Annotated in this window: 19 protein-coding genes; 1 reads left to right on the top strand and 18 read right to left on the bottom strand. The window is 38.1% G+C overall.

What is annotated here, in order from left to right; translation table 11 throughout:
* Positions 1-323: 323 nt before the first annotated feature.
* A complete protein-coding gene (locus LQ50_RS04095) occupies positions 324-677 on the bottom strand; it encodes an HNH endonuclease (RefSeq protein WP_034626416.1) in 354 nt (117 codons plus the stop codon).
* 251 nt (positions 678-928) lie between these two features.
* On the opposite strand from LQ50_RS04095, the gene LQ50_RS04100 reads away from it, so the two are divergent.
* Positions 929-1,294, top strand: coding sequence for a hypothetical protein (locus tag LQ50_RS04100; protein WP_034626417.1), 366 nt, complete (start codon positions 929-931; stop codon positions 1,292-1,294).
* A gap of 115 nt (positions 1,295-1,409) precedes the next feature.
* Here LQ50_RS04100 and LQ50_RS04105 read toward each other — a convergent pair whose 3' ends face one another.
* The 17 genes from LQ50_RS04105 to rlmD form a co-directional block, all read right to left on the bottom strand.
* The gene (locus LQ50_RS04105) at positions 1,410-1,862 is read right to left on the bottom strand and encodes a DUF1492 domain-containing protein (protein ID WP_052144574.1); all 453 of its coding nucleotides are present in this window, start codon (positions 1,860-1,862) and stop codon (positions 1,410-1,412) included.
* A gap of 2 nt (positions 1,863-1,864) precedes the next feature.
* Positions 1,865-2,113, bottom strand: a complete 249-nt coding sequence (locus LQ50_RS25705) for a hypothetical protein (RefSeq protein WP_034626419.1) — start codon at positions 2,111-2,113, stop codon at positions 1,865-1,867.
* Positions 2,106-3,485, bottom strand: a complete 1,380-nt coding sequence (locus tag LQ50_RS04115; protein WP_034626420.1) for an SNF2-related protein — start codon at positions 3,483-3,485, stop codon at positions 2,106-2,108. Before LQ50_RS04115 ends, LQ50_RS25705 begins: the two co-directional genes overlap by 8 nt.
* The gene (locus LQ50_RS04120; protein ID WP_034626422.1) at positions 3,482-3,760 is read right to left on the bottom strand and encodes a VRR-NUC domain-containing protein; all 279 of its coding nucleotides are present in this window, start codon (positions 3,758-3,760) and stop codon (positions 3,482-3,484) included. The genes LQ50_RS04115 and LQ50_RS04120 overlap by 4 nt, the downstream gene beginning before the upstream one ends.
* Positions 3,761-4,014: 254 nt before the next feature.
* The gene (locus tag LQ50_RS04125; RefSeq protein WP_237563639.1) at positions 4,015-6,426 is read right to left on the bottom strand and encodes a virulence-associated E family protein; all 2,412 of its coding nucleotides are present in this window, start codon (positions 6,424-6,426) and stop codon (positions 4,015-4,017) included.
* Between the two features lie 179 nt (positions 6,427-6,605).
* Complete coding sequence (locus LQ50_RS04135; RefSeq protein WP_034626425.1) at positions 6,606-7,430, bottom strand: phage antirepressor; 825 nt, start codon at positions 7,428-7,430, stop codon at positions 6,606-6,608.
* Positions 7,431-7,452: 22 nt separating this feature from the next.
* On the bottom strand, positions 7,453-9,402 hold the full coding sequence (locus LQ50_RS04140; protein ID WP_034626428.1) for a DNA polymerase: 1,950 nt from the start codon (positions 9,400-9,402) through the stop codon (positions 7,453-7,455).
* A 5-nt stretch (positions 9,403-9,407) separates the two neighbouring features.
* Complete coding sequence (locus LQ50_RS04145) at positions 9,408-9,947, bottom strand: DUF2815 family protein (RefSeq protein ID WP_034626431.1); 540 nt, start codon at positions 9,945-9,947, stop codon at positions 9,408-9,410.
* 16 nt (positions 9,948-9,963) lie between these two features.
* Positions 9,964-11,124: a DUF2800 domain-containing protein gene (locus LQ50_RS04150; protein WP_034626434.1), complete on the bottom strand. Its 1,161-nt coding sequence runs from the start codon at positions 11,122-11,124 to the stop codon at positions 9,964-9,966.
* A gap of 44 nt (positions 11,125-11,168) precedes the next feature.
* Positions 11,169-11,504 carry a hypothetical protein gene (locus LQ50_RS04155; RefSeq protein ID WP_034626437.1) on the bottom strand — a complete coding sequence of 112 codons (336 nt, stop codon included), beginning with the start codon at positions 11,502-11,504 and terminating at the stop codon, positions 11,169-11,171.
* Positions 11,505-11,793: 289 nt separating this feature from the next.
* Positions 11,794-12,072: a hypothetical protein gene (locus LQ50_RS25155; RefSeq protein ID WP_152608150.1), complete on the bottom strand. Its 279-nt coding sequence runs from the start codon at positions 12,070-12,072 to the stop codon at positions 11,794-11,796.
* Entirely contained in the window at positions 12,062-13,621 is a 1,560-nt protein-coding gene (locus tag LQ50_RS04160) for an ImmA/IrrE family metallo-endopeptidase (protein WP_052144576.1), read from the bottom strand. The genes LQ50_RS25155 and LQ50_RS04160 overlap by 11 nt, the downstream gene beginning before the upstream one ends.
* Positions 13,622-13,749: 128 nt before the next feature.
* Positions 13,750-16,728, bottom strand: a complete 2,979-nt coding sequence (locus LQ50_RS04165) for a type I restriction endonuclease subunit R (RefSeq protein WP_034626439.1) — start codon at positions 16,726-16,728, stop codon at positions 13,750-13,752.
* Positions 16,719-18,074, bottom strand: a complete 1,356-nt coding sequence (locus LQ50_RS04170; protein WP_052144577.1) for a restriction endonuclease subunit S — start codon at positions 18,072-18,074, stop codon at positions 16,719-16,721. The genes LQ50_RS04165 and LQ50_RS04170 overlap by 10 nt, the downstream gene beginning before the upstream one ends.
* Entirely contained in the window at positions 18,071-20,194 is a 2,124-nt protein-coding gene (locus tag LQ50_RS04175) for a type I restriction-modification system subunit M (RefSeq protein WP_034626440.1), read from the bottom strand. Before LQ50_RS04175 ends, LQ50_RS04170 begins: the two co-directional genes overlap by 4 nt.
* Before the next feature lie 16 nt (positions 20,195-20,210).
* Positions 20,211-20,378 (bottom strand): helix-turn-helix domain-containing protein, encoded by a 168-nt coding sequence (locus LQ50_RS24595; protein ID WP_373279166.1) that lies wholly within the window; start codon positions 20,376-20,378, stop codon positions 20,211-20,213.
* Positions 20,379-20,663: 285 nt separating this feature from the next.
* Positions 20,664-22,037 carry a 23S rRNA (uracil(1939)-C(5))-methyltransferase RlmD gene (gene rlmD / locus LQ50_RS04180; protein WP_034626442.1) on the bottom strand — a complete coding sequence of 458 codons (1,374 nt, stop codon included), beginning with the start codon at positions 22,035-22,037 and terminating at the stop codon, positions 20,664-20,666.
* Positions 22,038-22,072: the final 35 nt, after the last annotated feature.

Raw genomic sequence — 22,072 nt, forward strand, 5'->3', positions numbered from 1 at the left:
AGTATTAAAAACAGCAATAAAAAAACGCCTGAATTAGCCATTTACTAAACTAATACGGACGCTTCATCGCCATTTCTTATTTAAGTGTTAAATGTTCCTCAAAACCAATAGCATCAAGGCTTTATCAGTATTTTTATAACTTTTCCAATTGTACTATTTCGCAAATTAGAAAATAGCTAAAACCCTTATTCTAACTAATGATTTTCACTATTCGATATCCGCTATGGATACCCCCCTTATTTAATTACGCGAAAATTCACGCGAAGGGGGCGCGCGGTCCCCAGCCAAGGGATTGTAGAGATTTGACCTCCCCTAGGGGGCCATCAAAAGGTGTACACCGGGTGTTGATCTTCTGTTCTCGTCTTACGATCATGACACTTCTTACACAAAGGCTGCCAGTTGCTTTCATCCCAGAACAAACGCTGATCTCCACGGTGAGGAGTAATATGGTCTACGACCGTTGCTGGTGCTATCTTCCCTTTCTTTTCACAATGTTTACAAATGGGATAGGCGTTTAAGAATTGTTTTCGTGCTTTCCTCCATCTACTGTCATAACCACGCTCTCTTGCACCAGCTCGTTCGTCTGCATAAAGCTTCGCATGAAACTCACAGTACGAATGGTCCGTTAACAACGGGCAACCCGGATGCTTGCATGGTTTCTTTGGTTTCATTGGCATTTATCTCAACTCCGTAATTCACTTTATAAATTAAGAAAGCCCCAGAAGATTCTCCTTCAAGGGCTGCTGTTTATGCTATTTCTACACCTTACACTTTATCACACCTACTACATGGCTTTTAATGGCTTTTCATGGCTTCTTTTAAGTCATTTATTTTTTTCTTTTAATTTTTATTTTAATTAAAGGAATTTGTTAATTGATGTAGAAGTATATCACATCCTCTAATTTAACCTCGAAAGGAGCACTTCGTTATGAATACCCCAATAATGAAAGAAGCTTATTCAATGCTGTATGAAATGGAAAATCATCTACGTTTAATTGTAAAAACAAACATGGAAAAAAAGTATGGGTACAGGTGGGTTTCCATCCTATATGAAAGACGAGACGAACAAACTTCATATTTCCACGAACTTGTCGCCTTCTTTGGAAAATACCCTCACATTCTGACCCATTTTAAACCAGAACAGTTAACTTTGCTTCGGCAACTAACCCCAATAAGAAACAAAATCGCCCATTCTCATTTAATAACTGAAACTGAATATGAACTCCTAGAAAAATGCTATAAGATTGTAATTAAACAACCGATTACTAAACGAAGAAAACTTATAAAAGTTTGATAGCTTCTTATCCCCTAGAATTTTTATCCTTTTTTAGCCCGAAACCAGAAAAAACGTAGGGCATTCTTCATACAAATGCCTTACGTTTATTCACAATTCCTTACACGAGTTATACTCATTTTCTTTCTAATAGTTGATTAGCCTCTTTCAAAGCTTTACTATGCAACCGATAAATCCAACGTAAATCATATCCCATAAGTGCGGCAACCTCTTCCCACGTACTACCTCCAAGATAACGTAGTTCAAGAACTAATTTGTGGGAAGGGTTCTCAATTTCAGCAACAAATTCTTTTAATTCCTGCTTTAAAGCTACCAACCTATCGATATCAGCATCGATTTCTTGTTCCAGATTCATTAACTTAACAAGAGTATTTTCCATTGGAGAGCGCTGCTTAGATCCTTGAACTGGGTCAGATTGAATAACCGATGTTACTTTTAGAGCATGGTTTCTTAACACAGCCACTTGCTCTAATTTACAATTAATTAACTGGTCAAGGCTAAAAGCCTGAGATAAGTATTCTTTTGCGTTCACGGTCATTTCCTCCTGTCTTGTAGCCAAATTAATCATAATCAAAGCCCTCCTACTTCATTCAACTGTTTTTCACTCTCTAAATTGTACACATCAATAATTTCATTCCGAATATTAGCATCCAGAGATTGTATATGTTCAAAAGCTTTTAGCCTGTCCAGTTGCAATTGGGGTTTCGTTTTAAAGAAGCTGCAACCAACTCCTTCACACTGTTTCACCCTTAGAACCTTGCACTTGCCATTCTTGTATGCGAAACAATCCTGTTCCTTCACTTCAATCATATTATCCATGAGGAGTAACCTCCTTGTATTTATTCATTCTGGCCTTTACTGCTTCAATGAGCGCAGCTTGGCTCGTGTCTTTATCCTCTAATGCTTTCATCACTCGTTCGTCAATCGTATCTTTAGCAACAATGTGATGGATCACCACTGTTTGCTTCTGTCCTTGTCGCCAAAGTCTAGCATTTGCTTGCTGGTAAAGTTCAAGACTCCAAGTAAGACCAAACCAGACAATGGTACTTCCACCTGTTTGAAGATTAAGGCCATGTCCAGCAGAAGCTGGGTGTGCTAAAAGAACTTGAACCTCACCTTTATTCCACGCCTTAATATCCTGATCTGATTGGAGGAGCTTTGGATTAAGCTTTTTCAAGTGATGTAGGAGCCTGTCCTTATCATGCTGATAACCATAAAACACAAGTACCGGTTTTCCATTTACTGCTTCAATCAGTTCATCTAATGCTTTTAGTTTTTCTTCGTGAATATGCTTTACTTCTCCGTCCTCATCGTAAACAGCGCCGTTGGCAACTTGTAATAGCTTGTTAGCAAGCACTGCTGCTGAACCTGCCAAGACATCGGCTTCTTCAATCGATAAGATCAATTCTTTTTCTAATTGGTCATATTGCTCTTTTGCCTTTTTCGGCAGTTCAATAGGTATCACATTGTCCATTCGTTCAGGTAACTCGAGATAATCTTTGGCCTTCATACTTACACAAATGTCTGAGAGTTTTTCATGAATACTGTCTTCTGCACCTTCTTTTAGCTTCCAAGTGTAGACAATCATTTGATTTCTTTTATCCGGAAGAAAGTATTTCTCACGGTAACCAGTGACTGTTTTACCTAATCGTTCTCCACCGTCCAGTAAATAAATCTGTGGCCATAAATCAATCAGGCCGTTTGGTGCTGGAGTTCCTGTTAGTCCGACTAACCTCTTAATAAAGGGCCTCACTTTTTTTAATGATTTAAACCGCTGAGCCTTCGATGATTTAAAGCTTGATAGCTCATCAATGACCACCATGTCAAAAGGCCAATCTGACTGGCACCAATCTACGAGCCAAGTGACATTCTCACGATTGATGATAAAAATATCAGCTTTTTTGTGTAGAGCTGCCACTCTTTGCTTTTCACTACCGAGCACTTTTGTAATTCGCAGGTGCTTCAGATGGTCCCATTTTTCAACTTCTTCTTCCCAAGTAGTACTCGCTACTCGCAATGGGGCAATTACTAATACTTTTGCAACATCAAAGTAATCGTACATTAATTCTAAGATTGCAGTCAGCGTTGCCACCGACTTCCCCATTCCCATCTCGAGGAAAAGTGCTGATTTGTGTTTTTCAATAATCCACTGTGTTGCATATGCTTGATAGTGGTGTGGTTTGTAAATCAAGTGACCATCTCCTCTAGCATTCGATCGACAGCTTCATAACTATCAATCTTATAAACTTTAAATCCTAGTTCCTCCAATTGTTTTTTCCGTTTCTGTTGCAACAATCGTAGCTTTTTTGCTGGTGCCTTTAATTCAGCAAAGGCAATCTTTGAACCATTAAAAAGTACCAACCTGTCAGGCACACCAGCGAACCCAGGAGAAACAAACTTTATTGCCAGCCCACCATGTTCCTTTACTTTCTTATTTAGCCTTTGTTCGATCCTAGCTTCATTCATGATCAGTCACCCCTAAAAATAAAGGTATACACTCCAATCCCAGTGTTCATGCGGTTCCTAGCCATTTGTATGCTCTGTATACTTTTTTTGAGTGGACTTATACTTATATGTGTATTAGAGGGTATAGGGTGTATATATTACTCTCTATTACTCCTATTTTCTTTTTTATATAGAAGAAGGTATACAAAGTATATATAGTATAAGGACTAACAGTCACAAGGGTTTGGGTGTATACTTTCAACCACTTTTAAAGTTTACAAGTATACATGTTCACGTCTAAAACCTTTTTGCATGCCATACGTTTTATCGAACCTCACCGAACTCACTCTCTTCCAGCCGGGGGTGTTCTGGATGATCATATTAATTTCTTTAGCATCATATCTTGTCATCATCGATACATCTTTTTGAAAGAGTTCCTCCCACACCATTTGAGCACACACTTTGTTGAGCTTTATAGTCTTCTCGGTTTCGTCATTTGGTTGGTCCATATGCAAATATGTTCGTCTCGTACCAATATCTAGCTCATACCAGTTGATCGGCACCGGTGTTTCAAGGTAACTTCTAATGCTCTCCGTAATTGGATTTTCCTGCGTATGGGCTGCTTGAAGTTCTCCTGCTTTCTCTTCGATTTCTTTGCTTAAAGCCAAGGTCTCTCCCTTTTCATACAGGACCTTTGCTTCTGCCCATATTTGATCCACTTCATCTTCCGTTAAATCGTCCCACATGTTTTTACTGCCACCACCGTTTACTACGATTGGTAAGAAACGTCGATTTCCTGTTGGGTCATTTAAGAAGTCGTAATCATTTGTCGTTCCAAAAAACACGCACTGCCGCTTGAATGTTTCATTATGTCTACCATAAGCAACCCGAAAGGTGTCCTCAGACTTCGAAATAAAATGCTTCACCGCTTCCACATCTACTTTCTTCGTTGCTGTTAATTCTGCCATCTCCAAAATCCAAGCCCCTTGAAGCTGCTCATAGGCTTCTTTGCCCTTGACGGTAATTAAGGAGTCCGAGTGCCATTCTTTGCCTAGGAGCTTTATAATGTAACTTTTCCCCACGCCTTGAGGACCAACAAGGACAACACAGTAATCAAACTTTGCACCTGGACGATAAATTCTTGTAACAGCTGCCACTAAGATAATTCGAGTAAATGCTCGTACACATTCGTTATCTTCAGCCCCAAGGTAATCAATCATAATTGTTTCTATTCGCTCTTTTCCGTCCCATTCAAGACCATTTAAATATTCTTTGATCGGGTGAAACGCATATTTCACTGCGACTTCACTCCATGCATCTCCAATAATTCCGGCTCCCTTAATGCCATAGACAGAGTAAAGATAATTTCTTAAACTGGCATCATCGGTGTCCGACCAGTATTCTCCTCTATCTATACTCCGCCAAGGCAAGTCATCTTTGATAACCACTCGATGCATAAAGTCATTTAAAGCAAGTCGAACTTTCAATGCAGGGTCATTTTCAAGAATAAGGATGACATTCGGTGCACTCGAGACGATGTTGCCTTTTTGGTCTCTTGTTAAATCTGTTAACCAATCCATCTCTTCTTCTTCAAAATCTGCAGCTGCAAGGTTTAACTGTTCTTTCCCCAGTGTCAATTTTACCTGCTTGTCTTTCAACGCTTCTTCAACCATCGCTTTATAAGATGGCAATCGATTGATAGGCGTTCCTTCTTTGGCCGTTTCATCAAGGTCACCAAATAGATGAATACGAACCAAGTCAAAAGCATTACAAAGCTTTCCACCAATTGGATCTGTTGAATGATGTGAATAAGCAAAGTCACCATTTTCATAAACCACTAACCCACCAGCAGTCGAACCAGCTGAATACGTGTAACGATTGGGGTCATCACAAGTGCTATAGACATCAGCTAAGTATTTCTCTATCACATCCGTAACAGAGTATGTCCGACAAAAAGCACCGATGACTCCGTCTTTTGCTCTTGGATCTCCTTGCTTATCTGCCAGCTTCTTTCGATCTTGAACAGTTCTTGAGCTTTCCGGCCAATAGGATGAATCTTGCCAGTTCGGATACCTCGCCAACACAGCATCTGGGTCAATCCAAGGCTCGTCCAACACTTTAAAAACAAACTCACCATCTGATGGTGTTGAGGGCCAGTACATTAAACGATGGACTTGATAAGTTGTATCATCGAAAAAATCAATGCCTAGGTCAGCTGCAATTCTTCTAGCAATAGGCACATATTCATCAGCAGTAACAGGTCTTGATAGAGGAATAACTAAACGTAACCTCGGACTTTTGGAATGATGTTTATGTGTGGAGTAGATGGCACATCCGTGGCCAAACATTGTCTCCACAGATGCCCATAAATCCCCTTTCACGAAGTCAGCATCAAGGGTGACGAGCTGACGCCAAACAACACTATCATGCTTTCTTCTGCCACCCTTTAGCGTTCCACCAACAAACCCACCGACATCTTTAATCTCATCTTGCTTTGATTTAGAGAGCTTTTTGTACTCTTCATATGTTTCATGGGTTCTAACAGTATTGCTTAATTTCTGAACAACTTCAGACCAAAGCATTTCACGATTTTTCCAGTTTATTTCTTTTCTGTTTCTGCCGATTGCAATCGTAAGGTTTGCATCATAATTCAAACTATGTGTTCTTCTTTCACCGAGCTCTTTCACACCTACCATTCCTCCTACGTAACACAGTACCTAGGCCTTTCTTGGCTCCTTCCAAATTACCGGAAAGAGCCTGACCTCTTAGCGTTTTCATTGCATGTTTAGGAAGTACATCTTTGTAGCGTTTTAGATCAATTACAAATTTCATCTTGTCTTTGTCAGCCATACTCGACACTTCCCTGTTATGCAGTCTTATTGGTTCGTTCAATTAAAGGTACTAGCCTCTTTTCACGTTTTAACAACTCATAGAGAAACAGTCGCCCTTTCTGAGTCCAGTATGTGTGCATAACGCTTTTATCTGCATCAATGGCGTGGGTTTTCGATTGGGTATAGCCCATCTCCGCATACTTTTGATATAGGAGCCATGTTTTGCCCATTTTATATTGAACACCCAACTCATGAAGCAGAGCATTTAACTTTCTTGCAGACAGTCCATAATCTTTCGCAATCAGGCTGATTGGTACAACCGATTTATTCTGAAGAACCAAGTCGTAATAGGATGCTTTCGGCTTTAATTCACCAATGATTTGCTTGTGTTGGGCATTTTCAAGCTCCAATTTCTTAGCTTTATCTTTTGCTTCTTTATACTCGGTGAAAATTTTAATTCCCAATTCTGGATTTTTAAGAATGTTATTTAAAAGCGACTCCGATGCATACAATCCATGCTTTCGGATATCTGGTAGCACTTCGTCAAACACCCAACGCTCAAATCGCTCAGCCATATCTAGATTCGATTTAGCAATCAGGCGATAAAGGTTGCCTTCATTAATGAACTTTTTCTCAACTTGCTGCACCGCATCAGTACCATCTGCCTTTTTCCCCGTCACTACCCCTACTGAACGAATCGTTACCCCGGGGGTCTTACAGTGGTCTTTAATTGCCTTGTTCGGGTTTTTATAACCTAAAATTTTCGCTACCTCTGTTGCTGGAAAATATTCTTTTCCGTCAATCACCATAATTTCTAACTGACCAAATTCCGAAGAATGAAACACTTGTAAACTATTCATCTTTTATTTCCTCCTGTTCGATTTAATCTTTCATGTAATAATCCGTTTCAAAACTATCCGCTCCTAACGGTAAACCCGGAGCCCATTTAATCGGTTGACCCATTACCTTTTCTACCTCTTCCTTTGACCCTGTTCCAACTGGTACATCCAAAATGACCTCATCATGAACATGAAAGTTTATCCGGTAACCAGCATCATTTAACTTCACCATCGCTTCAGCAAGACAATCTCTAGCAATGGCCTGAATGATGTTCTCCGTCAATTTCCCGCCGTAAGTAGGAATCCTGCCCCACTGTTTGGAGCCTTGTTCCGTACCTTCATAAGTCAATTGCTCTTTACCAAAACGTTCATCAACACCCATTCTTGGTCTTACATAGGCTAGTGAACGTCCTGACGGTAAAGTAATAAATAAAATTCCTTTTCTATAATGGAAGGTGAGACCGTACTGCATCTTTACAACCGCTTTTTCTTTCACTGCTTTAATTGCTGCAGCTTCGACATTCCACCAAAGCTTTACTATCTTAGGGTTGGCCTCACGCCATGCAGAAACTAACTCTGGAAGTTCAACTTCAGTGAGGCCCATCTCTAAAGCACCCATTTGAGTTAGTGCTCCTTTTGAGCCACCGTACCCAAGAGCCAATTCAGCAATTTTCCCTTTCTGTCTCAAAGGACTACCTTTATCTATCGTTTCAATTGGCACTCTAAACATTTGAGCTGCAGAAGCTTCGTAAATCTTCCCATGTGACTGGAACACTTCCATCCGCCACCGTTCCCCAGCTAGCCATGCAATCACTCTAGCTTCAATAGCTGAGAAGTCCGCTACTATAAAGCGATGTCCCTTTGACGGGATAAATGCTGTTCGAATTAACTGCGATAATACGTCAGACACACTATCAAAAAGAATTTCCAAAACTTCATAGTTTCCTGACTTTAAAAGGTCTCTAGCTATGTCCAAATCAGTCATGCTGTTTCTTGGTAGGTTATGAATTTGTACAAGCCTACCTGCCCATCGCCCTGTCCTATTCGCACCGTAAAACTGTAACAGTCCCCTTATTCTTTGGTCAGGGCACATTGAACGCTCCATTACCTCATACTTCTTCACCGATGTTTTGGACATGGCTTGCCTTAGTTCAAGCAACCTTCTCACGTCTGAATGTTCTACCTCGCCCATTAATGCCTCGACGTTTTTCTTAGCAAGGCTCCCCACTTCCACACCCTGCTTTAATAACCAGCTTTTTAATTGTGCTGGACTATTGGGATTATCTAGCCCAGTTAAACCCACAGCTTCATTAAACAAATTTTCCTGTAATGTTATATCTGCTTGAATGGCATGTATAACTAGTTCTACATCCACTTGAACGCCCTGATCATTGATGTTTTGGTCCAGTTCCCAGAGCTTTTGTTCTGCCGGTGGAATTGGAAATGCTTCTAGTTTCTTTCGTATTTGCCTTTCCACTTCGACGTCTTGTTTGCAGTACTCTTTGAAACTAGTCCATTTCTCAACATCATGTTCTGGTAGGTTACGAGTTCTTCCACCATTTACTTTGGTAGCTTTGCACGGGATTGAAAAATAACGAATCAAGGCTTTTCCTTCTTTCATTTTCTGTTCATTTAGCTTGAGACACTTTGCCACCCCATCAAGGTGTCCGGGGAGACCTAGCATTAAAGCATGAACGGAAGAACAACGCCACTGCTCAGGTGGCATAGCTGCATTAAAGTATTTTGACAAACAAGTACGTTCGAAATTGGCATTGTAGGCAGTCTTAGTAACCATTGGATCCGTTATTGCTGCTAAAATGTCATTAGGTACCTTTTCACCAGAAGCAAGGTCAATGATTTGTACTTCTTCATCATCAACTGCATATGCAAGAAGTAATATTTCAAAATCTTCAGACTCACAGTAGTGGTAAACCCCGTGTTTCACGAGGCTCACACTACTATACGTTTCTATATCAATGGACAAGGTCTCCATTAGCATTAACCTAAGATGTCATCGTCATCACTATCATCTGCAAAGTCCGCTTCAGCACTGCTTCGTCCACCTAGCGGTTCACCATCTGCAGTTTTCATAACGTGATTCAAGCCAAAAGTTGCCCCTTTGTTTCCATTAACTTGATAAACATAGCAGTTCAAACTGACTCTTCCATAACACCCAGAGTAAAGCTCCGACGGATCTAAGATAGGGTTTAAATCCTTATCAACAATACCCGGCTTCAGCTTACTATTCGCATTAATGAAATATGAATTGGCATAAGCTGCATCACCTTCTCTATCTACATCTCCATCACGTAGAGGTGTTCTTAAATTTTTTGGTACTTTACCACCAAATTTATCTTTGTTATCTTGAATAGTTTTCTGAATAGCATCTTGGATCTTCTTCACAGTCCTCTTGTCCGATTTCGGAATGATAATACTCACTGAATACTTCGGATCGCTTCCATTCACACTTACTGGTTGATGCGTATTCACATAACTTAATCGTACTGGTTCTTCATTTGTTCCAATCGTAATTTTCATCGTTTCTTCCTCCCTATTATTGAAAGTCTACTTCCGGAGACTCTTTTATTTCAGGTCGTTTATCATCTTCAGGTGCCAACTTAGGCTTGCCCGGTGCCTTTGTAATAAACGAGCCTAGTAAATCATTAAATGTTCTCTTTCCTAGCTCTTTTTCAAGCGTGGTTATCGTTTGTAATGACTTTTTGTATATAACATCAATATCGTACCCAGCAGCAGTTAAGGCCGTTGCAACAGCTTCTTCGTCTGTATACTTTCGGCTCCCTCTACCTTGCACAAGTTTCATGCCTGGCCACTGCTTGTTTTCATTCATTGCCATTGATAAGGCATAATCCTGAACACTTTTTCCCCAGCTAATTAATTCATCAAGCGAATGAAGTACTTCAACCACTTCATCATCAGTCAGAAGCGGAGGGCTCTGAAAATCTAAACAAGCAAGTTTCATGTTTTCATCTGCCCTCGCTCTGCAAATTGCTCTTGCCTTGCACCACCTGCAGTGGGGACCAGTTACAAAACTCCCAAGTCCAGCAAATGCTAGTTCCGCCTTTGGCTTGACTTCACTTTGCGCCCATTCCAACAAGTCATCTTTCTTTATTTCATCAGTGGAAATGTTATCTAATCTTGGTTGTACAATTGTCATACGTATTGTTTCAAAGTTGTAAAGCATCCCAAACCCATGAATGGCTCCTAATGCATACAACCGCATTTGTGGATTTTCAGCAGATACTTTGACGCCTTTTCCACCTTTAAGGTCAACCACTTCTAGAATGCCGTCAGATATAATCACTACATCTCCAGTTCCAAACCCTTCTGGAACCCAAGGACTGAAATCCAACCTTTCCTCAATGAGGATAAGTGGATCTTTACTTCTTGCCCTCGCTTCATTTATTTTTTCGATGACAATATCCACATAGCTTTGGACAGCTTGTTCAATTTCTACGTTGTAGAATTCATTTTCTTTCATTTGCTTTAACTTTTTGTTCAATTGGTCTTTTGTCATTTGTTTTAAGAAATAGGACAAATGAATCTCTGATAGTTCATGCATGAAAGTGCCTTCTCTGGCAAATACACTCGTTTCCCCTTCGAATTGTTCTCCTAGCCGAATACTTGGTGAACAATTTAACCACAGGTTTGACTTAGAGGCACTTGCAACTGCATGATCTCTGTCTGAATGATTCATAGATAAAAGAAACCTCCTTTCCCGTTTGACTGACTGATTCTTTATCAAAGCTTGTCCGCTTTTTCTAACAGTTCAGGATATTTTTCAGCTGGTATATCGCTTAGTTTTTTTGCTCCAAAGCTAGTAATTAGCTCTTTGACTTGAACCTGTTTTCCATCTTGGGCTAGTGATGCAAGTTTTGATCTGACATCTTCAAAAACTGGTAGTTTAGCTTTTGGAGGCTTAGCTCGCTCTGGCTCCTGTTCCTTATTTGATTGCTTTTTTTCAATAGTTGCTGTCAATTCGTCTTGACTTTCAAATGAAAGAGCATAAGTTTCAATACTCCCCGCAACATTTTGTAAGTCATTCACAATATCAAGTAAAAGTTTTGTTTTACTCATTTTCTGTTCTCCTTTCTTTTCATTTGCTCATCTAACTGAGTCGGTCGATTTGCTAGTCTCTTAGATACAATACTGATAGCAGTAAAAACCCCAACCATTTCTCCTTTTGCATTTGTTTGTCAATAGACATAGCCTTTTCAACGTCGTCGGTTGTAACCTTCATCTTTCCTCACCCCCTTGTTACCTATATGGCCTTTCACTTATTAGCCAACGGGGATGGGTGTTTGGAAACCAAGAATCACAAAATCTTTTTTTTATTATTTAGCAGAAACTCTTAGCGACGTCCCTTTTATGAATTTCTGCTAAATTTATTAGGGGTTGGCCAACCTCTTGATGTAACTTTATCGCGTAATAAAACTATTGTCTTATCACTGAAAGTTAAGCGAATTTGTTCGTTTTTATTAGAATTTTGCTGATAATTTGAGTATCTTGTATTGTCAACGCCGTAAATTTTGCAAAATGGCCCTGTTTTTTTAACTTCTGAAGTTAATAGTTTTAAAAAAAACAATAAAAATACTGCACACCACGTATGATGTGCAGTAATATTACATATTTTTTTATTTCTCACGACTCCTTGTGCCTAGTGGAGTAACTCCTAAACTTTCTAAAACCTCGTTCCTTTCATCAATAGAGCACCCACTAAAAGCAGTTATAATATAGCTATAAGCACTATGTTCACGAGAAGAGGTTAATGAATGGCCCGCTAACTTAAGGAGTTCATTCGTCATTGACAAGTCTAAATCTAGACCAACACATATAGTAATAACAGTTTTCAAATTCGGAGCCTTATCTTTTTTATTCTTTATTCGACTGAAGGCCATATCATCCAATAAAGTTTTATCCTTAAAGATGGCACTATTCCATTTTTTCATTTCTATGATTTCATATACCTTTTCTGAGAATGTTTTTGTGTATTTTTTAGTTTCCTCATACTTTGCATCAAACTCCTCACGTAAATTACGGAGTGCCTCAGCCTTATCAAATACAGCGTCATTTTGAGGATTTGAAGCATAAAATGGTAGCCGTTTGTAATCAGTCGAGTACTGCAACCTATACATGAGGTCTATTTTATGTTGAACGCCTTGTGGGTCGTAACTACTCTTAAGTTTATACGAGAAGTTTAGTACACACTCAATAAGGTTATCCTTAGCATATTGTGTTAATTCACGCTTACCATTATTTCGTAGTTTAATATATTTGTCTTCGTTTATTACAAAATAGCCATCAACATAAGAGAATTGGCCAGATTTTATAATTTCTTGAAATCGAACATTCTTTAAATATTCTTCAAACGCATCATTTAAACCAATTTTTTGAGTATGGTTACCCATGAGGGATATATTACCTGTATCCTGGTTGCTTCTATTGTTTAATGACTGTATATAGTCATCATTTTCCTCACTATCAATCTCTTTTGCTTCTTCATAACCCAGCTCTATCATTCTTATTTTTGCAGATTGCTTAGAAACACAAAAAAACTCAGCCAAATCGTCAATTATATTTTGGAGAACAGTAATTCTATTTATGCCAATTTCAGAGGAACCGTAAAAAGTAACCAGTTCTCTAATTTTAATTTTTACCATTTCTTTAGGCATCAAGATCCTAGGTGCAATTCCGCTCGCTTGCCATTCCATCCACTCGGCATCACTCCACGAATTGTATTCATTATCTTGAATTCTTCTTACAGGACAACGAAAAGCAATTGCAAAAGTATCTTCTTTCTTACTTTGATGGATAAAATATGGACGATGCTTATACCAATGAACACACTCATGAGCGAGTGTATTATTCTCTCGCCCAGAATGATTTATATAACTGTCGACAAATACCGTACCCTTTTGTACTTTTAGTCCCATATATTCCTTTGTAGTGGAATCATAAATATCAATGATTCCGTCACAAAGAGTAATTGCACCTATAATATCAAGACTTTTAGAAAGCCTTTCTGTTCTAATCACTTTTAACTGAATTTTCTTTTCTGCAATTTCTAAGATAGGGACAGGCATTGGCTTTTCCAAGGCTTCCGGACAATACTTTTTCAAAAATTCACTCGCAACTATATCAAAATCATTTTTATATATTATTGGTACAAATGAAGATGTATACTTCTGTTTCATGAATCCTCTCCCCGCATTTATAACCCCACCCTCAATTAGCAAATAACTTGCTGCAATAGTTTTAAGAGAAATAGTCAAACAAAATGATTAATTACAATAAAAAATTATCCACTAAAAATCGGTTAAAACTATTTACCTTCACGTAATAATTTATAAATTTCTTCCATATATACATTGGTTATCCGTTCCCGGAGTTCCTCATTCTCTAATAGCAACGTATAAAAATCCATGTTTTGCTCATAACCAGCTACCAAAGCATCCTCCACACTATCCTCGTAAGTAAACTTAAAGTCCTCCAGCGGGTTACTTTTGGCGCTAACTTTTAGCCGTGTATCTTTGAGGAGTAAATCGCGAATTTGCATGGCAGACTTTGATGCCACATCTGGCTCATACCCTTTATCATACATTGCATTGATCTCATCAATAATTGCTGAGAGCAATTTCTTTTGTACAACTTCTGGCTGGGCCGGCTTGGGTTTTTTAATTTTCACTTCTGGTTTGGCTTCGACATCAGTCGAGTTATTTTCTGATGTTTTTTCTTGCCTAAAACCACTCACAGTAATTTTATCCGCCACATCAAAGTCATTTCCGCCTCCGCCCACATTGATTTCCTTGATAAGATACGCCAAAAAATTATATTTCTTATGCAAATCCACATTTTCATACGACGTAGCTTGAATCAGGAAGGTGTACCCTTTTAAAAATCGGGCAATTGTTCCACGAACTTCAACCTGTTCTAGTTGTGTTTTCTTTTCAAAAGCTCTCCTTGATTTATCTAATAAAGACCACATTTTAGACTTGTCCTTGCTAGTTCGTTTTTCTTTATATAAATATGCATTAAATGCATCTATATCCTCAGCATCCAAAATATCATAGCCATCAATAACTTTCTCAACATGACGTATATCTGACGGAGTGATTGTTTCAAACAAAATAGTATCTTTATAAAAAGGCTCAAAAGCTTTTTTAATATCCTCATATTCATTCTTGAAATCAAGAATAAACGTTTTCTTGTCATATGGAGGATAGATACGATTTAGTCGAGATAAAGTTTGCACTGCTGTAGTTTTACTTAGTTTTTTATCTACATACATAGCTGCTAACTTTGGTTGATCAAAACCAGTCTGATATTTATCTGCTACAAGCAGAACTTGATAAGAGCTTTTATTAAATTCTTCTGGTAACTCATCTTCGCTAATACCATTAATACCCGGTTCTGAATACTCCGTATCTTTAATTTTCACCTTGCCAGAAAATGCAACAAGAGCATGAATATTGGGATAGCCATGAGAAGCAATATATTTCTCAAATTCCTGCTTATAAAGAACCGCTGCTTTACGGGAGGATGTTATAACCATGGCTTTTGCTTTACCGCCCAAACTATGAGCAACATTATTTCTAAAATGTTCAATAATAATTTCTATTTTCTGAGCAATGTTAGTATCATGCAAATCGATAAATCTAGCAATCTTACGCTTTGCAACGATAGAGTGTAATTCTGGGTCGTCCTCAACATTTTTATTTAGGTGAAAATATGTTTTCCAAGTCACATAGTTCTCTAAGACATTTAATATATAACCTTCTTCAATTGCCTGTTTCATCGGGTACAGATCAAAAGCAGCCTTTTGCCCCTGATCATTCAGCGTACCAAAAAGTTGAATGGTCTCCGGCTTGGGAGTCGCTGTAAAAGCAATCATCGAAACATTTTCTTGCTTACCGTTTCTCTGAATTTCCTCACGAATTATATCTTCTTCCGTTTTTTCTTCATCTGATTCTTCACCTGAAAGCACCGAAGTTACAGCCCTCATTAATGTGCCATCTGTAGAAGAATGAGCCTCATCAATAAGAACTGCGAAGGATTTATTCCCCATATTCCCCAATAAATTTTGGTTAAGAATGTAGTAAAACTTATGAATCGTGGTTACAATTATCTTTGTATTTCCTGCCAATGCATCAGCTAAGTCTGTGGAAGTACACTTATCGTCCATTACTTTAATTTGTCCCAACTTATGCTCAATACTTGAAACAGCATTCTGCAACTGCCTGTCCACAATAATTCTATCGGTAATAATAAGAATGTTATCAAAGATATTCTTATCTGAACGATCATGTAGGGATGAAAGTATGTGAGCTAGCCATGCTATGGTATTAGTTTTACCTGAACCTGCAGAATGCTCAATTAAATAATTGCAATTTGTACGATTATCAATAATATCATTCATTAGTTTTTCTATTGAACGCAGCTGATGATACCTTGGAAAGATTACGCTTTCTGAATATCTCTTTTTACCTGTATCGGGGTTTAAAATTTCTTTTTTCTCGACAAATATAAACCGCTCGATTAGAAATATGATTCTATCTTTTGTCCAAATATCTTCCCACATATAAGAAACATTGATTCCATCCTTGTTATGGGGGTTTCCTTTTCCATAATCTTCAGAGCCCTTGTTAAAGGGACGGAAGAACGAAGACATTCCCTTTAATTCAGTACACATAAATACTTCATTTAAGTCCATAGCAAAGCAGGTTAAACAACCAGACTTAAATTTAAACAAGCGGGTATTATGGTCACGTTCTTCTTTAAATTGCTTAATAGCATCTTCGTAATTTTGGCCAGAAGTGTTACATTTCAGTTCTATAGTAAAAATAGCAAGACCATTTAGGAAAATAACCAAGTCTATACGTTCATCCTCTTTATGATAGACCTCCTCCATTACGGACAATAAATTCGCATTATATAATGCAGTCGCCTTTGGATTAAATGCTGTCGCCGGCCTCCGGAACATTAAATTAAGAGTTGCACCATTATCAAATTCTACCCCATTTTTTAACACATCAAGCAGGCCGCGACTGGATTTATTAATTTCTTGATTAATAAAGTTAATAATAGTCTGATCTGTTTTGGTTTTGTAAAACTTTCTCAGCCTTTCCATAACATCTGGCTGGGTGTTTTCCAAAAACTGAAGTAGTACTTCAGTATCCATTGCCAGCCTAGGATTATATTTATCTGCAGATCGGATAAGGTAGCTATTGTCCTCTTTGAGTCGTTCTAGAATTAGCTGTTGGTAATCTTCCTTTTCTCTTAATTGATTTGCAGTTACTGGCATAACATTTCAACCTCCTCTACACGTTTTTTTCCTGTTACATATTCAAATATAACGGATTTTTTATACTGCTTTATAGTTTCGATAGCTTGTTGTTTTTGAGAAAGGACCAAGTCGATTTTATTACAATGTGTATCTAAGTAATCAATAATTTCTTGTTGTTCTTCTAACGGTGGTACACAAATATTAAAAAGTCCAATCTGCTCAAAAGTAAGACTTTCTCTGTTCCCCCCCACTTGGCACACAGCTATCTGATTCTTTCCAACATCTGAATTCAAGATATATCTCAGGTATTCATTTTGTAGTAATTTAGAATCAGTTCTAATAATACAAACATGTTGATTAACATTACCAGGCTCTTTAATAGTATAAATACAACATCTTCCTATTGATGCCCCAGTAATATTAAGTAATACATCTCCTTGAATCAATCTTGTTCCGGCCATTGAATTATCAATATTCTCTGATATATGTTTAACCTCATCAAGTCGTAACCCATCATCATATACATTTTGGCTACGAATAAATATAATTCCTTCTTCTTCGTAAATATCCGATCCTCCTAGAGGAGTCTTTCCACTTCCGATTTTTGATGAACAGAACTTGATTTTATTCGTTCCCCAATGTTCAGGTATCTCTCCAATCCAATCAACACCACTATCTCTCAATTGTACGTTCAGGTCGAGACCTTTTGTTACTGTTTCGGTTATCAACGATTTTTTGTACTTTTGTAATATTTGCACCTGTTGTTCCATATCTTCAATAATACTGTTAATTCTAGAACATTCTGTTTGAAGGAATTTCGCTATTGCTTTTTGTTCTTGAATAGTAGGTACACAGAATTTTTCAGTAGCTAACAAACGGGTTAAATCCAAATTCTGAATTCCAGTAGTTTGCTTAATATATAACTTGGTTATATCATCTTGATACATTGCGACAAACAAGTATTGTAAATACAATGGTATTACATACTTATTTGTCCTAATCCTTTCAATAAAATTCGAAAATAGTGCAGTAAAATCAGCATCGAAAATAACAGTCCGTCCAACTGGAGTCTTTTCTCCCCCGCCTGACTTTTCAATTAAAATATCACCTTTTTTTAGCTCTAATCGCTTTACAGTTAAACCATTATAATTTCTCAAAGTAAGATTATCTTTTTTTATAGACATTCTTTGATAATCAAAGTCGGCAACTCGGATACATATTATATCAGAATTGTTATTTTCCTCTTCTTCCCCCCAAGCCCCATTATCACGAGTCTCAATTAGATACTTTGCTCTATACGTATCCCACTCCAATGGGATGTTTTTTATCCATTTGCTTTCGCTTGGTTTCATTTCACTTTTCACTTTAAAACCCCACCCTCTTGCAATTCTGCAACTTTTCCGGTTAAGGATTTCTCTAACTCCATAAACTGCTTTAAAAGGTCATCTGCCTTTTCTGGCTCCTTATACTCGTAAAAATAGCGTGTAAAAGGAAACTCGGCACCAAGCTTTTCCTTATTAGATGCACTTGGTTTCTTACTATCATCAAATTCATATACATAATGTGCATCTGGTACGTATGGATAAACTTCAGATTGAAAGTATTCCTCAACATCCTGTGTAAGTTTAACAAACTCAGTATCCTTGGTGGTCGGGTCATAAAGAATATTCCCCTTTTTATCTTTTTGCACAATCGCGGTTTTGTCCATAATTGAAAGTTCCATTGCAATATTTCTAAGACGACTAGGTGTCATACCCTCTACATTATTAAGCAGTTTCCTCAGTAGTTTTTCAAAATCGACAAAATTCTTGTACTCTTTATCGGACACGTTTTCTTTTAAAATCTTAATGACCGTTTCCGTAAATAATTTACCTTTTTGATATTTCTTAAATTTTTTCTCATCAGCAGCAGAGCGAGGATCCATTTCCGATAATTCCTCAAAATGTGACTCGTTAAAAACATGAGCATTAGAAGTAAAGAATGCACTCTCTTTTAGACGTTCTATATAGTCCATCGAAATATTTCCTGTTCTTTGCAGTGGTTGATAAACAGCATACTCCTTGTACATAAACTCTTCATTTTCAAATATCTTACAGTTTGGACCTGGCTCAAAAGAAGCATAAATTTCGGTAATTTTTTTCATATCTTCTCGAGAGATCTCCTTACGCTTTTTACCTAATGATCTCTTAAGTGGTTTCCAAAAGTCTACTGCATTAATAAGCTGCACTTTACCTTTACGTTCAGGGCGTTTATTCTTTGAGAGGATAAACGCATAAATTCCAATATTTGTGTTGTAAAAGAGATCAGTTGGCAGTGCAACAATAGCTTCAATCAAGTCATTTTCAAGCATATATCTACGAATTTGACTTTCGCCACTGGTGGTGTTACCACTGAACAGTGGTGAACCGTTGGTAATAATTGCGGCACGCCCAAAGTCTTCGTCCATCTTATAAATTGCATGTTGCATAAACAACAGTTGCATATCTCCAGTTGCAGGAAGTCCTGCTGGAAAACGACTATCTTTTTGCTTATGTTCACTTTTAACTGCCTTTTCCACACCATCAGCCGCGTCCTTACCACCCCAAGGTGTACCGAACGGAGGATTGGCAATTACAATACGCATTGATTGATCATCAAAGCAATCTTTTTTCATTGTGTCTTGAAAGTGAATATTCTCTGCACTTTGTCCCTTGATTAGCATATCAGCTAAGCATATTGCATAAGACTCAGGATTAATTTCTTGTCCAAACAACCTTACATCTGCATCCGGGTTCATTCGCTTAACAAAATCATAGGTAGTAGATAGCATCCCCCCCGTACCACATGCCATATCTAGAACGGTAGTAATTTTCCCCTCATTAAATAGATCGTCACAACCTTCTGCCAAGATAATATTTACCAAGAGGCGAATTACCTCACGAGGAGTGTAGTGATCACCAGCCTCAGCATTTTCAGAAAATCTTTGGATGATCTCCTCAAACATATATCCCATTTTTATCCCATCAATGGTATCTGGATCAAGGTCTAATTCAGAAAATTTCTTTACTACACCAAGTAGCCGATTATTTTTATCCATCTTTAGTATTTCTTTCTCGAAATCTAAACTACGAATGATCTCCTGAATATTTCCGGAAAATCCTTCTATATAACTAATAAAATTTGAAGCGATATTTGGAGAATCATTTAATAATTCTTTTAATGTATATCTACTAGTATTGTAGAATTCATATCCAGAGGCACGTTCCAAGATTCTGCTTGGTGTATTGGGGTTTTTTTCAAATAATTCGACCACTTTATCTTTCGTTGAAGCCAACGCGCACTCTATGCGGCGTATAATAATCATAGGGATTATGACATCCTTATATTTTTCCGATTTATAAGTACCTCTAAGTGTATTTGCAATTGAAAAAACCAAACTAACCTCTTTGCTAACATTCATTGTGGTTTCATCAAACATCACTTTAGTAAAATTTTTTGTAGCCATGTTACCCTCCTAATAATTAATTCTTATTTATTTTAAACCTTTCATCATCAGGCTTTTTTGCGTCTATTGGTATCACCCAAACCATCCCTACTTTAGATGCACCTTCAATTCTATCTTCTGCACAAAGAACCTGAACTCGCCTTTTCGAAATTCCCCACTTTAAAGCAGCTTCTTTTGCTGACATATACTCCACAAAAAAAAACTCCTTTCAATCATATATACATATAATATTCCTAACTGCGAATAAAATCAACAAATCAAATGATAGTCATTGAAATTCAATACATCTCTAACTTTGTTAAGGTTCTGGCAATTAAACCATCACATGATAACAACAGCTATTGAGCTTTATTGTTCTGCGTAAAAGTTAGACCCCGGGGGTCTAAAAAGCCCCCGAACGATTAGTCCGAGGGAACATAAAGCACACTTCAGTATTTAGTTGAAAATCGCTAAACCTATTGGTACCAAGCTATTTCAACTCTATCAACGCGACTGTCTCAACGTGACTCGAATGCGGAAACATATCAACAGGCTGCACTTCCTTCGTAACATAGCCACCCTCTTCAAGCATCTTCAAATCTCTTGCAAGAGTAGCCGGATTACAGGAAACATACACCACACGCTTGGGTTTCATCGAAAGAATTGTATCTAATAACTCTTGGTCACAGCCTTTTCGCGGCGGATCGACCACAACAACGTCAGCACGCACTCCTTGAGCATACCACCATGGCATGACTTTTTCCGCTTCCCCTACTGCAAAGTCTACATTTGTGATTCCATTTAACGCAGCATTTCGCTTCGCATCAGCAATTGCATCAGGAACAATCTCCACCCCGTACACATGCTTCGCTTTTTGAGCAAGGAACAGCGAAATCGTCCCAATCCCACAATACGCATCAATCACGGTTTCTTGTCCAGACAAATCGGCATACTCAAGCGCTTTATCATAGAGGACCTTCGTTTGCTCAGGATTTACTTGATAGAATGAGCGAGCAGAAATCGCAAACTTAATGTCACCGATGTAATCATGAATGTACTCTTCTCCCCAAAGTATGTTCGTTTCGTCACCAAAAATAACATTTGTCCGTTTCGGATTAATATTTTGAACGATTGATTTCACATTTGGTATATCCTCTTGAATTTCTTCAATGATATTCTTCTTATTCGGAAGCTCTTTCCCTCTTGTTACGAGCACGACCATGACTTCGTTTGTTATTTTTCCTTTTCTGGCGACAACATGGCGCAATGTCCCGCGGTGTTTTTCCTCATCATACGCACGAATCCCGTATTTGTTGGCGATGTTTTTTACAACACGGATAATTTGGTCATTTTCTTCATGCTGAATTAAGCACTCATCCATGTTGATAATGCGGTGGCTTCTTTTTTGATAGAAACCAGCAACGATAAGGCCTCCTTCTTCTCCTACTGGCACTTGTGCCTTGTTACGATACCTCCATGGATGGTCCATTCCAAGGGTCGGGTGTACTGTTACGTTCTTTAGCGCACCAATTCGTTCAAGCACGTCTTTCACTTGCTTTTGTTTGGAAAGAAGTTGAGCCTCATAGCTTAAATGTTGAATCTGACAACCGCCACATTGGTGGTAGATCGGGCATAACGGTTCTGCTCTGTGCTCACTCTCTTTTTTAATTTCAAGAAGACGCGCAAAGCCATAGCCTTTATTTGTTTTTACTACTTTTATATCAACGAGTTCGCCTGGTAGAGTGTTTGGCACAAATAGTGTGTAGCCATCTACTTTGGCCACACCAGCTCCTTCATGAGTTAAATCTTCTATTGTCACTTGTAGCTGGTCATTTTTTCGTACAGGTAGTGTCTCTCTTTTCATCTCTTCCCGTCCTTCTTCCTCTATTCATGGTAGTT

The organism is Halalkalibacter okhensis, assembly GCF_000787375.1.
GTDB classification, from domain to species: domain Bacteria; phylum Bacillota; class Bacilli; order Bacillales; family Bacillaceae_D; genus Halalkalibacter; species Halalkalibacter okhensis.

Excerpts from the sequence above, each read along its gene's own strand:
- LQ50_RS04095 (WP_034626416.1), bottom strand. The coding sequence starts at position 677 with ATGCCAATGAAACCAAAGAAACCATGCAAGCATCCGGGTTGCCCGTTG.
- LQ50_RS04100 (WP_034626417.1), top strand. The coding sequence starts at position 929 with ATGAATACCCCAATAATGAAAGAAGCTTATTCAATGCTGTATGAAATG.
- LQ50_RS04105 (WP_052144574.1), bottom strand. The coding sequence starts at position 1,862 with ATGATTAATTTGGCTACAAGACAGGAGGAAATGACCGTGAACGCAAAA.
- LQ50_RS25705 (WP_034626419.1), bottom strand. The coding sequence starts at position 2,113 with ATGGATAATATGATTGAAGTGAAGGAACAGGATTGTTTCGCATACAAG.
- LQ50_RS04120 (WP_034626422.1), bottom strand. The coding sequence starts at position 3,760 with ATGAATGAAGCTAGGATCGAACAAAGGCTAAATAAGAAAGTAAAGGAA.
- LQ50_RS04135 (WP_034626425.1), bottom strand. The coding sequence starts at position 7,430 with ATGAATAGTTTACAAGTGTTTCATTCTTCGGAATTTGGTCAGTTAGAA.
- LQ50_RS04140 (WP_034626428.1), bottom strand. The coding sequence starts at position 9,402 with ATGGAGACCTTGTCCATTGATATAGAAACGTATAGTAGTGTGAGCCTC.
- LQ50_RS04145 (WP_034626431.1), bottom strand. The coding sequence starts at position 9,947 with ATGAAAATTACGATTGGAACAAATGAAGAACCAGTACGATTAAGTTAT.
- LQ50_RS04150 (WP_034626434.1), bottom strand. The coding sequence starts at position 11,124 with ATGAATCATTCAGACAGAGATCATGCAGTTGCAAGTGCCTCTAAGTCA.
- LQ50_RS04155 (WP_034626437.1), bottom strand. The coding sequence starts at position 11,504 with ATGAGTAAAACAAAACTTTTACTTGATATTGTGAATGACTTACAAAAT.
- LQ50_RS04160 (WP_052144576.1), bottom strand. The coding sequence starts at position 13,621 with ATGAAACAGAAGTATACATCTTCATTTGTACCAATAATATATAAAAAT.
- LQ50_RS04165 (WP_034626439.1), bottom strand. The coding sequence starts at position 16,728 with ATGCCAGTAACTGCAAATCAATTAAGAGAAAAGGAAGATTACCAACAG.
- LQ50_RS04175 (WP_034626440.1), bottom strand. The coding sequence starts at position 20,194 with ATGGCTACAAAAAATTTTACTAAAGTGATGTTTGATGAAACCACAATG.
- LQ50_RS24595 (WP_373279166.1), bottom strand. The coding sequence starts at position 20,378 with ATGTCAGCAAAAGAAGCTGCTTTAAAGTGGGGAATTTCGAAAAGGCGA.
- rlmD (WP_034626442.1), bottom strand. The coding sequence starts at position 22,037 with ATGAAAAGAGAGACACTACCTGTACGAAAAAATGACCAGCTACAAGTG.